This is a genomic window from Azospirillum sp. TSH100 (genome assembly GCF_004923295.1).
In the GTDB taxonomy this organism is placed as follows: domain Bacteria; phylum Pseudomonadota; class Alphaproteobacteria; order Azospirillales; family Azospirillaceae; genus Azospirillum.
The window spans coordinates 413,478-426,545 of record NZ_CP039635.1 but is presented as its reverse complement, the minus strand read 5'-3'; the positions used below and the strand labels follow the sequence as shown (position 1 = coordinate 426,545).

Genomic DNA, 13,068 nt, shown 5'->3' with positions numbered 1-13,068 from the left:
TTCATTCCGCCGCGGGCACCATTTCCACGACGACGTCATGCAGCTGCTGGGCGGCGATCGGCTTGTGGAGCAGCATGTGGCCACCCGACCGCACCTCGGCCAGGCGTTCCGGCGCGGTGTCGCCGGTGATGACGGCCGCGGGCACCGGCATGTCGAGGCGCCGGTACACGGCTCGGATCGCGTCCAGGCCGGTCTCGCCGCCGCGCAGGCGGTAGTCGGCCAGGATGGCGCTGGGCCATTCCCCGCTCTCGACATGGCTCACCGCCTCCGTGACGGATCCCGCCGTCAGAACCCGGTAGCCCCAGCCTTCCAGCATCGCCTGCAAGCCCGTGCGCACCAGCGGCTCATCGTCGATCACAAGAATCATGTGGCGCTTGTCGCCCTTGACCGGGCCCGGCTTCGGCTGTTCGGGCTCGGTGGTCGACTGCGCGATCATCGGCACCCTGATGCCGAAGGCCGATCCCGTCGCGGGTGTCGAGCGGACGGTGATTTCGTGGCTGAGAAGATGGCCAAGGCGGCGCACCACGGCCAGGCCGAGGCCCAGCCCCTTGGCGCGGTCGCGTTCCGGGTTGCCGACCTGGATGAATTCCTCGAAGACCTCGTCCTGCTTGTCCGGTTCGATGCCGATGCCGGTATCGATGACCTCGATGCGGACCCAACCGCCCTGGCGCCGGCATCCGATCAGGACGCCGCCGCATTCGGTGTAACGCAGTGCATTCTCGATCAGGTTGCGCACCATCCGTTCCAGCAGGGCCGGATCGCTGCGAACCGTGACGCCGCTGCGGACAACGCGCAGGCGCAGCCCCCTGGCCGCGGCCTGGAGATGGTACTCGGCGGCGAGCCGGTCGAGGAGCTGCCCCAGCTGAATATCCCTGGGTTGGGGAACGATCAGTCCGGCATCCAGCTTCGACACGTCGAGCAGACTGTCGAGCAGCATGCGCAGCCCACCCATGGCATCGCCCAGGGAACCCAGCAGAGGAGCTGCGGGATGCTCGCCAAGGCGCTCTTCGAGCGCCGACTGGAAGAGCATCATGGCCTGAACAGGCTGGCGCAGGTCGTGACTGGCCGCGGCGAGGAACTTGGATTTGGCGAGATTGGCCCGATCGGCTTCGGCCTTGGCCGCGCGCAGGGCCACTTCCCGGCGATGGATGAGATCCGCTGCATTGCGGATCGCTCCGCCGACCGTGTTGATCTCGATGACGCCCCCGGCCAGGGGCGGAACCGGGTCGCCCGCCCCCACCGCCTCCGCCGCCCGGGCGAGTTCCGCAAACGGATGTGTCAGGCGGCGGGCGAGCACGATGACGGCGCCGACGCTGATCAGGAAGAGGGCCGTGCCGCCGCCTGCGAAGAGCAGCAGCGCCTGCCGCGCCGGGGCGGCGACATGCTCCTCGGGCACGCTGGCGCCCACCACCCAGCCGGACGACTGCGACCGTGCGTATGCCTGGAGGGTGATCTCGCCTTCGAGGTTTGCGGCGTGCTGGATGCGGTCGGGAAGCTGCCTGATCCTCTCCCAGACTTCGCCCGGAAGGCGGGTTCCGACGACCTGATCGGTTCGCCGCGAGCGGGCAACGATGACGCCGTCGCCGTCGAGCACTCCCGCCACCCAGTCCGGCGGGAGGCGGTCGGGTGACAGGATGGCCTGAAGCCGTTCCTGGGCGATGGTCAGGCTGAGAAGATAGCGGACCACGCCGTCACGGATGACCGGCGTCACCACGAAGACGAGCGGTGGCCGTGCAACCCCGCTGGTGATCAGGCCCGAGACCTGCGGTCGCCCCGTTTCGATGGCCCGATGGTCCACCTCGAATCCCGCATTCACGGGCAGGACCGCCCCCCACGGCAGCCTGCTGTTGACGAGCTGCCGGTTCGACAGATCGCGAAGCACCACATTGGTGCCGAGGCGATCGCGGACCTCGACGGCCCGTTGGTAAAAGCTGGCGAGGTCATTCTTCGCCAGACTCTCGGAGGTGGCCAGAACCTCAACGGCCGCGATGTGACGCGCCACCTCCCGGTCGACGTCTTCGGCCAGCAGGCGCACCCGGTCGCGCACCAGCCACTCCGCCTGTTCGGCTTGGGCAGTGACATTCCGCAGCAGAAGGACGGACGAAAACAGGACGAGCGGCAGGGCGACCGCCATCACCAGCAGAATCAGCCACGTCCGCACCCGGCGGGGGCGGGAAAGCCATGAAGGGCCCGGTGGGGCGGGGGAGGACAAACTCGGCGCCGCGTTCACGTCAATGGAGCGGCTGGTGGAAGCGAAGCATCCGGCTGGGCAGAGCGCAGAGACATTTTCTCCTCCCCTCCTTGGGCTTCGGATTGTCCACCCTATAGATGAAACCAACCCGCTGCCTAAGATTTTGTTGCGCAACCTCACTATGTTGCGGAATGGCTTCTCCGGAAGCCGTCGGCTGTTGGCTTTTTCGGTCAGATTGAGCCGCACTCCACCCAAGAACCACGACAACAGCCTTGTTTAAGCTGGCGATGACTGCGGACTGCCGCGGCCAAACGCGGAAGTTGCCTGAAGCGAGAGTGGATTGGGGCACGGTGGGAAAGCCTTTGCCGCCGTCTACCATCAGGAAGCATGAGTGCTCGGAAACTCATCCAAAAAAGCAAATTGCTTTACCAAGTGTTTACCAAAGGTCTATATATGAAATATGTCATTCTCGTAAATAAGACAATGTTGCAAAAAATTGTCATCTATGATTGTGCATATGGTCGGCTTTGTCCGATTGTTAACGGGTCAATTCCCGTCGATGCTGTGGATTGATGGGGAAGGAAGAGTAGTGATCGCTCGCAATTTCCTCAGGGTGGTGTGCGCCAATCTTCCGATTGTGCCTATTGCATGGGGCAGCGCCTGAAAACTTGGCAGGATGCAGCCTGCGCGATGACAGGATTTTTTCCTGATGCAGCAGCTTCGCTCGTCCGGCATCCGGCGCTGATATCCCGAATTGATTGATACATCGGCAATTCCGCCATTTTTCAACAGATGACCGAGCGACATGACACAGACCCCTTCGGATTTGGCGCTTGCCGGAACTGTCACAGTCAGTAAAACTGAGAAGAATCATCGGTATCTTGCACCAAGCTTCTATATCTGCACCGCTGCCGGGGTGGCTTCCGAGCTGGCTGGCAATTGGATTTTCGCAGTTGTCGCGATGACGGCTTACTTCTGCATCGGGTTGATGCTGACAAAGAAGGGCAGCCCAAGGGAGAGGCTTGGCGACAATCTGTATTATATGGGATTTATTCTCACGATCTGGGCATTGATTCTGTCGCTTGGACCATTTGGAGCGTCTCTCGACACGATGACCAGCAGTGCCGTCATTGTGCAGTTCGGCATCGCACTCATCACGACGGCATGCGGCATGACGCTGCGTATTTTCCTGTTGCAAGCGCGCGACACGCCTTTGGATCAGGAAGACGAGGCGCGCGAGACCATCGCCAAGTATGTCGAGGCAATCACCCGCGAGTCGGAAGAATCGCTGAGGGTTCTTCGGGAAACGCGGACACGGATGGTCCAGGAAACCGCCGAAATTTCCTCCAAAATGGGAGAGGAGCTGCTCACCATCAGCAGTGAGGTGAAGAGCCGCCTCAATGAAACGGACAAGGACTTCGGCGAGCTGGTCAAACAGCATATCGCGAGCTTGGAGCCCGCAATCATCGACATCGCCCGGCGCCTGGAGGCTGTCGAGCTTCCAAGCGACATCATCACGGCCCGGCTGAACGCGGCGGTGGACGAGGTCGCGAGCGAGTTGCACAAGATGCGCTCCACTTTGCAGCAATCCAGCGCGACGTTTGCCGATTCCTTCGATGGAGGTATCGGAGCCTTCAACGAGGGCATCGCCAAGCTGTGCAGCGTGTCGGACGATCTGGGCCGCGTGAGGGAACTGTTGGACGAGGTGTCGGATGTGGTCGCGAGAACCGCCGAGGTCGGGCGCGACAACGTGACGCTCAGTGCGGACGCCGCGAGGCAACAGGCGGACGCCACGAAGCAATTCACCAGCGATGCGGCCGAGGCATCGCGCACCATGCGGGAACTCAAGCAGACCACCGAGGACATGGTCGTCGCGGTCAGCCAGCTTCAGAAGGCGACCAAAAGCGAATTCACCGCATACCAGCAGCGCCTCGAACAGGAGGCAGATAAGCTGCGACAGGCGATCGGACGGGTGGAGGCGGATGTCTCCGCCTTTGAAAAGACCATGGACGAGAGTGTGACCTTCCTGCGTGAGGTTGTATCCGGAGATGTTCCGGGCACCGGCCGTGGGGATGTCTGACCATGTTGTCCGGAGCGCGCCAGGGGCGGCGCAACGACATCATCAACCTGACCATGACAGAGGTCATGATTCTCATGGTCTTCGCCGCAATGGCCTTCTCGTTCCTCGCGCGGGAGGAGGGGATGAGGGAGGCGGACCGGCTGCGGGCGCAAGTGTCGGTGCTGGAGGCCGAGCGTGACCGTCTTGCCGCGGAAAATCTGACGCTGACCGAAAAAATCCATGATCTTGAAAAGTCTCTGGCCGATCTGGAGCGTCTAGTCGCGCAGCTTCCCCCGCAGGACAACCGCGATCACGCCAAGCTGGTCATTCTGCCGGCGTCCCAACTGGACCAGTTGAACAGCGAGTTGGCCAGAAAACAGCAATCCGTCGTCGAGCAGAAGAGGCTGATCGAGGAACTGTCGAAGAAACTTGCCAAGGAAGGGAAGGGAACGGGGTTGCCGCGCTGTCCGACACCCGCCGGGTTTCTTGTCGAGGCGACGCTTCTCGCTGACGGTGGCTATTCCTTCCAGAAGGCTTGGGAGCCCAAGGACGACGAGGCCGTGCTTGCCCTTCCCGGCATCACGGGCCTTCTCTCAGGCGGCCGGATCGCTTCTGACGAAGTCCGGCTTCACGCCCAGGCGCTCTTCGACTGGGGCAATGCCCAGGAGGTGCCGTGTCGATTCCATGTGAGCACCAAGGTGCAGCGCATGGATTTGGACATGTTCCTCCGTATGCTGAACACGCTTGAGACGTACTTCTATGTGCGCAAGCCGAAGCGGTAGGCCCAATCATGCCGCTTGACCGATGGAAGGACGTGCGGGCGTCGATTGTGGGCTTGGCGCTTCGCCGTCAAGGCTATCCGGTGCCGACGGAGGAAATCTGCCGGGAACTGACCGCCGATGGAACCCTGAGGGGCAGCTATCAGAAACTCCTGTCGCGTTCCATCGCCCTGGCGGAGAGTGACCGGACGCCCGTCGACATTGCACCGGAAACGGCGGCACCGACGCAGCCCGGTGGTACGGTTCCGACGGACGACGAGGCGCTCGCCGCGCTTTACCATTCGGCCATGGCCGTCGCGTTTCAGGCACGTCCGGGGCGGGATCGGCAAGTCGCAGACGAGGGCGATAGCGGTGGGGGAACCGATCCTGAGGCGGCCCATGGCATCCTCGTCGCGGAAAGGCCGATGGGGCGTGGCCGGTTGCCGGGCCCGCGCCCTTCGAAGCGCCTGATCCGGTCCGCGGGCCTTATCCTGATGGTCGCGTCCGCCATCATCGCCGCCGGCATCCTGGTCTGGCGTTGACATTTATCAGGGCCGTCGACCGGTCAGCAGGGCTGGCCGGTCAGCATGACCGTACAGAAGAGGCGCACCGCCACGGAAATGCCAAGCATCCCGGCAACGAAAAGCAAGGCATTGCACAGGGTGCGCCAGATCCCTTCCCGGATCTCCCACCAGCCGTGATCGCCGTCGCTGCTTCCCTGCACATACCCATGCAAGTGCGCACGCCTGTAGATCCACGCTGCGCACAGAAGGAAGGCACCATCCGCAAAGATGATCCTGAAGGACACCGGCATGATCAGGAAGGACTTCGCCATCACAAAAAAAGATTGCATTCCACCAAGTGGCAGCGAATCGGCGATCCGATATATGTAGGCGATCAATATTGCGTAGATGGCAATCACTGACATCATTATGCTTGAAAGCCGAATGATTCGTTCGCTTTGCCATGACTGGAGATGCTCCCAGCTGGGCGAACCCAGCCAATGTAGAATATATGCCCGGAAGCTGCCTTTCGTCGAAAGGTGCAGCAGATCGAACCTGCGGCTGGATTCAACAACGTCGTGATCCCAATCCTCCCAATGGGAAATCCGCCCGCAAGACACCAGCAGGAAAATCCTCAGTCCGACGACGATCACTGCATACAACGCCAGCATGCTGAGGAACGTCGTGCTGTAGACGAACCAATGGGTTCCACAGACGATCCGATGGAAGAGGCCGGCCGGCCCTGCTTGCGGCCATTTCAGGATCTCGCTGAAAACCGCACCGTTCATCGTGAAACCAAAGGATTGATAGGCTTTTGTCACCCAGAGCACAGCCGTTGATAGGGAAAACAGAATCAGCCAACGGCCGACCAGTTGAGCCATCAGCCCCAGGACCATGGTCATCGACCGCTCCTCTGCCTCATCCCGCTTCATCTCATAAAATTGTATTTAGCAATAAATCATTTTTCCTATGGTAGCGTTTGTGCGTCGCATTGCAATTGACGAACGGCAGGCAACCTGACAATTTTTCCCGAGTTTCGACGATGACTGCGGAGGGGACAGCGCAATGGGGCGGCTGCCGGTGCGGAAGGGTGTTCTGAGGTTGTGGCTGCAAACGAAGGCCGCTTCCGCAGGGCCGCGTCATTTTCCGGTGACCAGAAGCAGTAAGAATCTCGGGAGCGGAAGTCACGACCGCCATCGCAAATGTCCCGACGGATTTTGCTGTCGGCAACTCCGCAATGGGAGGATGGCCAAACCCATGGTTCAGATCGTGGCGGGCGGGCGCTCAGCATTCTTCGCCGGCCCTCCGATCGCGAGGTCCGGGTTATGACGGCAGGCAGTTCCATGCCCACTGTCGAACCAACCGACCTCTTCGACCTCTTCTGCTGCCGCGAAGGACTGTTGGCGGCCAGGACGGGGGCAGGTCCAGCTTACTCCCGGGAGGCGGACGGGTACCCGGTTCCAGACCAAACCACCGGCGGGCTTCTGCTGCCTCATTGCCGCAGCACCGACATTCTGCTGCCGCAGCCCCCGCTTGTGATCCGGCTGTCCGGTGAGGAACTGCGGGAAATGTCGGACGGAGTGGCCGGACGGCCGCTTGCCGTAACATGCTTCGGGCCGCCGCAGGACAAGAGCCGCAATGAAGACGCCGCATTGTCGGCGGTCATCCGCGGCCCCGACAACGAATGCTATTCCTTCGCCGCCGTCGCCGACGGCGTGAGCACGCGGACCTTCTGGGCGGAACGGGCTTCCCGGCTGGCCTGCGTCGCGGCTTATCGGACGACGCGTGAATTCATTTGGGATGGGCTGCTGGAGAATGGCGAAGCCGTCCGCCAGTCCTTCCGCGACCGCCTGTCCCAAGCCGTGCTCGACCTGCTGAAGGCGGACCGTGAATGGCTTCTGGACCATCCCGACGCGACACCGCCCGACTGGGCGCCGGACCTTTACGGGAAATACAGCGACCGCACGGAATTCTGGTACAATTCGACCCTGATCACCGCCTGTCTGGGGCCGAGGCGCGGGATCGCCTTCTGGGCCGGTGACGGCGCCGTCCTGATCAGCAAACATCCGAAGCAGCCGATGGACCAGACGGGGGGCGGCAGCCTCAATTGCCCCCTGCGCTCGAACGACAACCTGGAAATCACCAGTTACGTGTCTCTGGCGGTCCCCATGAACTTCGTCGGCGGGTCGATCGAATATGCGATCGACCAGGGCGGCGGCGAGCGAACCGACGCCGGGCGGGTCCGCGTCCTTCTGGGGAGCGATGGTCTCGACCGAACCCTGCAACGGCGCGATCAGACGGAGGAGTTCTGGGCCGAGGCCGAGACCGGCCCCCTGCAAAGTTGCCGTGCCATGGCGACGCTGTGGGAAACGCCAGAGGCGGAGAAGGACAATTACAGCGTCGCCTGCCTCTCCTGGCCCTTCGAGCCGCCGTCGGTCGGATTGCCGCCGCAAAGATCAGCGCCCCTTCAGGAGATGCTTCAACCCCGGCGCGTGCGGGTGGAGCCTGCACCGGAGCCGTTGCTGCCCGCCCAGGACACTGCTCCGGCTACGGTTGAGACGGAACTGGCAGTGCCGGGACAGGGCGACGTACCGGCTGGAGAGCCGACTGTGGAGTCCGCCGGTTCCGCGGCTTCACCGGAACCGCTTCCCGTTGGTCCGCAAGCCGACTTGCGGCCGGAGGCGCAGGCTGTCGTTGTCCCGCCGACTCAGCCAGGGCGGCCGTTGGGGATGATTCCGGCCTCTGTCGAGGGCGTATTCTCCGAGTTGCAGCGCGGTGACGGTTCAGGTCCAGAGCCTTCTGCTTCCGCGGCTTCGCCGGAGCCGACGCCCGTCAGTGCGAAGGCCGACATCCGGCCGCGCACACATGTCGGTGTGGCCCCGCCGGTGGAGTCCGGACAACCACTTCAGGCCAAGAGTCATCGGGTTGGTGCGACAGCTTACGCAAAAGCTCAGGGTATGGTGGGCTCGCAACCGAGGCCAACACCTGAAGACGTTCGCCGGCTGCTCACCGAAATTGGTAATGTCATAAAAGACATAGAGCGCAGCTATGATTATTTATTTGCAAAAGATTATGAATTTAGAATTGCGTCGCGTTGGATATTTTTTGAAGAATATTTCTCGAGTAATCTATTTTCATTGGATGTTGCCAATGCTGAGTGTTGCTCATTGGTTAGAAAATATACGATGACAGCGGGGAGATCAATAAATGATGTGTGCAATCTGGTAAGAAATTATGATAGGAAAGTAAAATCAAGTGATTATTATAAAAAAGGAATTTGGTTTCTCAGGGAGGGAGGCTCTGATCTTCCAAGAATTGCAGGGAAACTAAATATGTTTGATAAGGATGAAAACTTCGAGACGCTAAAGAGGTTGATTGATTCGGAAAAGCGTAATTCAGTTTCATTGCGCTGAATGCCAGAAAACAAATAGAGGCGTTGCAGCCTCCTTTCAAACTTTGATCAATATCTTATCAGTTTCGGACACATACAAAAGGGGAGCATACCACAATGCCGGCAGAACGCGTTACCAGCAAGTCGCCCTGGCATGTAGTCTTCATCATTGACGATTCGGGCTCAATGTCCGGGCAGCCTTCGAGCGACGTCAACCAAGCCATGGAAACCATGATTGAGGAGATGCGTCTTCTGTCTCAAGGAAAGAAGCCATACTTCAAGGTATCGGTGATCTCCTTCGGGTCGGACAGCAAGATCCTCGCCAAGGTTGAGCCGGAAACCCAGATCAATCTCGACGCCGTCATGCAGTTTGCAGGGAACAGCGGTAGCACGAACGCGGCGGCCGCACTGTCCGACGCTTGCCAGCTTCTCAGCTCCAACGGTGGAGCGGCGAACGACTTCGAGCCGTTCGTCTTCTTCCTGTCGGACGGTGCTCCGGACAACGAGGCGCTGGCTCTCGAAGCCGGGCGGCGCATCAAGGCCCTGTCCGTTGCAGCGGGAACGCCGCGCATCGTCACCATCGGGTTCGGGCAGCCGAACGACCAGTTCATGACGGCGCTGGCGACGACGCCGGAACTCTACAAGCGGCTGCAGGTCAGCAGCGATATCAGGGCCTTCCTCCCGGCCATCGGCACTGTCGCCGGCACCAACACCGGTGCCGACGGCGTGGCCCAGGCCATCATGCAGCTCTAGTCACCGACCGTCCAAGGGGCCGCCCTGAATGGATGCCACCCTCAGCCAAACCAGGGCCGGCCTCTGGGCGTGTTGGGTCTGCCGTGAAGGCCTGCTGATCGCACCGGCGGGATCACCGCCGGTGCGGCCGGGGGCGCTGTTTCGTCCGGGCACCGCGTCCCATGTGCTGTTGGGTGGGGCCGAAGAGGACAGCGTCGCCGACGAACCACCGCTGCACCTGCAACTCACCGACGAGGAGGTGGCTGACCTCAGACGGGATCCGGGAGCGGCGGCGGCGGCGGCGACATGGTACGGCCCGGCCGACCAGGACAAGACGTCAAACCAGGATTTCGCCCTGACCGCCCGCCTTTGCGTCGGCGGTAAGGATTTCCTCTTCGCGGCGGTTGCCGATGGCGTCAGCACGCGGACCTTCTGGGCGGCACGCACGGCGCGGATCGCGTGTCTGGTGGCATTCCGTGTGATCAGGGATCGGATGCGCACGGCTCCGATTTTCTCGGAAGCCGATCTTGCGGACATGCGGCGCGGGCTGGCGTCGGCCCTGCGTGTGGAACTTGAGGCGGACAGGCGCCACCTGCTCGCCGAAAACGTGATCCCTGCCGGCTGGAGCGTGGAGGTCTTCCGCCGCCACCTCGACCGGTCCGAGCACTGGTACAACAGCACCCTGCTCCTCGCCGTCCTGTCGCAGGAAAAAGGGTTTCTGCTGTTCGCCGGCGACGGCGGCATCAACGTCGTCAAGAAGGCAGCCGGCGTGCCGGCGGAGGTTCGGGTGCCGCTCGCGTCGACCGAAGCGCTCGCGATCTCCAGCTTCGTATCCCTGGCGGTTTCAGAGGCTGACTTCCAGGCGGCCTGGCTGTCGGACATCGGCACTCTGTCGCGGGTCGACGTCATCCTGGCGAGCGACGGTGTCGACCGCACATTGCAGCGCCGGCATCCCGAGGCAAAGCATCCCGACTATCGTTGTCTCGACCTGGCATCCAGCGCAGCGATCAGGAAAGAGATGTTGGTTTTGGCCGGCGGACCGGACCGGGAGCTCGACAACTACAGTTTGGCGAGGTTGACATGGCCGCCGGGGGCCTCCTGGCCCACGCCAGACACCGCACAGCCGGTTCTACATCCCCCCCCTGCGCCGAAAGCTCCGCTTCACGATGAACTCGGTCGCGGTTCCGGTGAGGAGCCCGGCCTGGGGGCCGGCCGTGATCCGGGCCGGAGGCTCGTCCATGATCTGGCGGTCGCCGCCGGGGGGGCCGCGGCCATGCTGGTGGCCGTTGCCTTGGGGCTGACCGCGAGCGACACGCTCCGGAACCGGCTGCAAGGCTGGATGGCCGCCGCCAACCGTCCTGTTCTCCTTCGGGAGACCCGGCATGTGGAACTTGATGCGGGCGATACGGTCGACCTGATGAAAGCCATCCGTGGTGAAGCCGGAGCGCAGGGCTTCCGCCTCACGGCCGTGTCGTCCGCAGACATCGTCGGGAACATCAGGTTCGACCCGCAGCGGGGCCTTTTCCGGTACGAGGCGAGCGGGTTTGCCGAGCTTCCGTCCGGGGAACGGCGGGAAATGGCGCTGTCCTACTCCTTTGCCGATACCAGGGCCGATGGTGAGCGCCGTGACGGGACCGGAGATCTGGTCCTGGCGGTGCGGGGCACCAAGCCGAAGCCGCTGCGCTCCGAAGCCCGCACCCAGCGGATCGAAGTCCTGCCGGATGGCGCCGCCCGCCTGGATGTCGGCCCGTCCTTGGCGGCCATCACTCTTGATCTTGCCAAGACCTCGGGCAGCGTGACGGTGGATCGTGTGCAGGGGAAAATCGTCTATCGCCCGCCGGCCGTGCCGCCTCTCGGGAAAGTGGCCGATCAGTTCGCATATAGCGTCCGTGGCCCTGACGGTCCGGAGATCCGCACCGTCGTGGATATGATCATGACGTCTCCTAATCAGACACCGCCGGCGGAGGATGGCGCTTCGCCGAACATTCCGCCTGGTCCTTCGGGAGGCTGGCCGCCCCCGGGCTATTCGCTCAGAGGTGGGCGTTGATGAAGCCCAACCGGATCGGATCTTGATTTCCCAAAAAGGCAAATATGAAATGACAAATTATTCCTTCTCTGCGTCCAATCTTAAAAAAATTTATGGCCAGAAATTCTATGCAAACAACATGGCTGGCGGAGGTAATATCACCTTCTCCATTCATAATGAAAGCAATGCACGGCCACGGACCGGGTTGGAGGCGTACGGAATTCTGGTGTCCTGCCACCATCCGTCACTGGGTGACCTCCCCTCGTTCCTGAAGATATTCAAAGTCGATATCCCGGAGAGGCGCGAAAGGACCGAGTTCCTGATCCAATCCGGGCTGACGAAAAGCCATGAATGGCTTTTCCAGGGTGTGCCCTATGCGTGGCTGCCCGGCAGCACCATCAACAGCCACACCATCATCGGACACGTCGCATTGCAGATCGGCGGCCGGTTTGGTGGTTGTGCCGAGGATTTCAGCCGGCTGAAGGAGCAGGGGGCCTGGAACGGAACCTATGATCCCAAGCTCCGCAAGACCTTCGCCGCCCAGCTTTGCTGCGCGGTGGCGGCGCTGGAAAGCATGCAGATCGTGCATGGCGACCTCTCCGCCGCCAACATCATGATCGGGCCCGGACCAAAAGGCGAGCGGGTGTGCAGCCTGTGCGATTTTGATGGTTTCTATCACCCTTCGATCCAGCCGCTGCCCCGCACGGTCGGCGGCATCGCCTGCCGGCCCCTGGGGACCACGGGGTACCAGTATCCGGAGATCCTGAACCGCATCGCCGCCGACCCCGGCGCGAAGGACGGCAGCATCCTGGTCCAGACGGATCGCTTTGCTCTCGGCGCCATCATCTGTGAGCTGATGACATGGTCGCCCGATGCGGAAGCGCTGCTGGACCGCCATGAATTGCTGACTCCGGAGATGGTCCGCGCTCAATCGATTTCCGAACTTCCCGACCGCATCGTCCAGCTCTGGCCAAAAGGCTTCCGGTTGCTGGAGCGCGCGCTCAAGGCCGGCAGCATCGCTGACATGCCGAGCCCGGAAGACTGGCTCGAAGCGCTCGGGATTGGCGTCCGCCTGCATAAGGAGTTTCAGAACCGGCCGTTCTTCGAGTTCCACAAGCGCTCCGGAACGCGCACCAAGCTGGTGCAGAAGGTCCAGCTGTCCATGTCGGACACCGGCAATTTCGCAAGCGTCTCAAGCGAACTTTCGGAAATCGGCTATCAGTTCTCGGGCAAGAAGCTCCTGCTTAAGGTGGGATGGGGCCATCCGCTGTTCCTGATTCAGGACGGGCGCAGCCATTCTCTGGGGGACGGCCCGCAGGATGTGCCTCTCAACCCGGCTGACTCTCTGATTTCCAATTTCTGGGAAATCCGCGCCTTCGATGGTCAGCCGTCGGGTTGACCGGCCCGC

Annotated in this window: 10 protein-coding genes; 7 read left to right on the top strand and 3 right to left on the bottom strand. The window is 61.9% G+C overall.

The genetic code is table 11. The annotated features are described in order from the left end of the window. Window position 1: 1 nt before the first annotated feature. Both E6C72_RS14565 and E6C72_RS14560 read right to left on the bottom strand, forming a co-directional pair. Window positions 2-2,134, bottom strand: a complete 2,133-nt coding sequence (locus E6C72_RS14565) for an ATP-binding protein (protein WP_109443381.1) — start codon at window positions 2,132-2,134, stop codon at window positions 2-4. A 603-nt stretch (window positions 2,135-2,737) separates the two neighbouring features. Continuing rightward, window positions 2,738-2,998 carry a hypothetical protein gene (locus E6C72_RS14560; RefSeq protein ID WP_136700766.1) on the bottom strand — a complete coding sequence of 87 codons (261 nt, stop codon included), beginning with the start codon at window positions 2,996-2,998 and terminating at the stop codon, window positions 2,738-2,740. Here E6C72_RS14560 and E6C72_RS14555 point away from each other — a divergent pair. Genes E6C72_RS14555 through E6C72_RS14545 form a run of 3 tightly spaced genes read left to right on the top strand, consistent with a single transcriptional unit; the run spans window position 2,997 to window position 5,550 of the window. Further along, the gene (locus E6C72_RS14555) at window positions 2,997-4,271 is read left to right on the top strand and encodes a hypothetical protein (RefSeq protein WP_136700765.1); all 1,275 of its coding nucleotides are present in this window, start codon (window positions 2,997-2,999) and stop codon (window positions 4,269-4,271) included. The genes E6C72_RS14560 and E6C72_RS14555 overlap by 2 nt on opposite strands. A gap of 2 nt (window positions 4,272-4,273) precedes the next feature. Continuing rightward, window positions 4,274-5,032: a hypothetical protein gene (locus E6C72_RS14550; RefSeq protein WP_109443379.1), complete on the top strand. Its 759-nt coding sequence runs from the start codon at window positions 4,274-4,276 to the stop codon at window positions 5,030-5,032. 8 nt (window positions 5,033-5,040) lie between these two features. Beyond that, entirely contained in the window at window positions 5,041-5,550 is a 510-nt protein-coding gene (locus tag E6C72_RS14545) for a hypothetical protein (RefSeq protein WP_109443378.1), read from the top strand. Between the two features lie 23 nt (window positions 5,551-5,573). On the opposite strand, the gene E6C72_RS14540 is transcribed toward E6C72_RS14545, so the two are convergent. Continuing rightward, window positions 5,574-6,413, bottom strand: a complete 840-nt coding sequence (locus tag E6C72_RS14540) for a hypothetical protein (protein ID WP_136700764.1) — start codon at window positions 6,411-6,413, stop codon at window positions 5,574-5,576. Between the two features lie 441 nt (window positions 6,414-6,854). Here E6C72_RS14540 and E6C72_RS14535 point away from each other — a divergent pair, with 441 nt between their 5' ends. The 4 genes from E6C72_RS14535 to E6C72_RS14520 all read left to right on the top strand — a co-directional run bounded on the left by E6C72_RS14535 (window position 6,855) and on the right by E6C72_RS14520 (window position 13,059). After that, complete coding sequence (locus E6C72_RS14535) at window positions 6,855-8,924, top strand: protein phosphatase 2C domain-containing protein (protein WP_158280219.1); 2,070 nt, start codon at window positions 6,855-6,857, stop codon at window positions 8,922-8,924. A 95-nt stretch (window positions 8,925-9,019) separates the two neighbouring features. Further along, complete coding sequence (locus E6C72_RS14530) at window positions 9,020-9,655, top strand: vWA domain-containing protein (protein WP_109443375.1); 636 nt, start codon at window positions 9,020-9,022, stop codon at window positions 9,653-9,655. A 28-nt stretch (window positions 9,656-9,683) separates the two neighbouring features. Continuing rightward, the gene (locus E6C72_RS14525) at window positions 9,684-11,681 is read left to right on the top strand and encodes a protein phosphatase 2C domain-containing protein (protein ID WP_109443374.1); all 1,998 of its coding nucleotides are present in this window, start codon (window positions 9,684-9,686) and stop codon (window positions 11,679-11,681) included. Then, entirely contained in the window at window positions 11,671-13,059 is a 1,389-nt protein-coding gene (locus E6C72_RS14520) for a protein kinase (protein ID WP_169055207.1), read from the top strand. Before E6C72_RS14525 ends, E6C72_RS14520 begins: the two co-directional genes overlap by 11 nt. Window positions 13,060-13,068 lie beyond the last annotated feature (9 nt).

Coding starts and splice junctions, on each gene's coding strand:
- E6C72_RS14560 (WP_136700766.1), bottom strand. CDS start 2,998: ATGTCGCTCGGTCATCTGTTGAAAAATGGCGGAATTGCCGATGTATCA.
- E6C72_RS14565 (WP_109443381.1), bottom strand. CDS start 2,134: ATGGCGGTCGCCCTGCCGCTCGTCCTGTTTTCGTCCGTCCTTCTGCTG.
- E6C72_RS14530 (WP_109443375.1), top strand. CDS start 9,020: ATGCCGGCAGAACGCGTTACCAGCAAGTCGCCCTGGCATGTAGTCTTC.
- E6C72_RS14540 (WP_136700764.1), bottom strand. CDS start 6,413: ATGACCATGGTCCTGGGGCTGATGGCTCAACTGGTCGGCCGTTGGCTG.
- E6C72_RS14535 (WP_158280219.1), top strand. CDS start 6,855: ATGCCCACTGTCGAACCAACCGACCTCTTCGACCTCTTCTGCTGCCGC.
- E6C72_RS14545 (WP_109443378.1), top strand. CDS start 5,041: ATGCCGCTTGACCGATGGAAGGACGTGCGGGCGTCGATTGTGGGCTTG.
- E6C72_RS14525 (WP_109443374.1), top strand. CDS start 9,684: ATGGATGCCACCCTCAGCCAAACCAGGGCCGGCCTCTGGGCGTGTTGG.
- E6C72_RS14550 (WP_109443379.1), top strand. CDS start 4,274: ATGTTGTCCGGAGCGCGCCAGGGGCGGCGCAACGACATCATCAACCTG.
- E6C72_RS14555 (WP_136700765.1), top strand. CDS start 2,997: ATGACACAGACCCCTTCGGATTTGGCGCTTGCCGGAACTGTCACAGTC.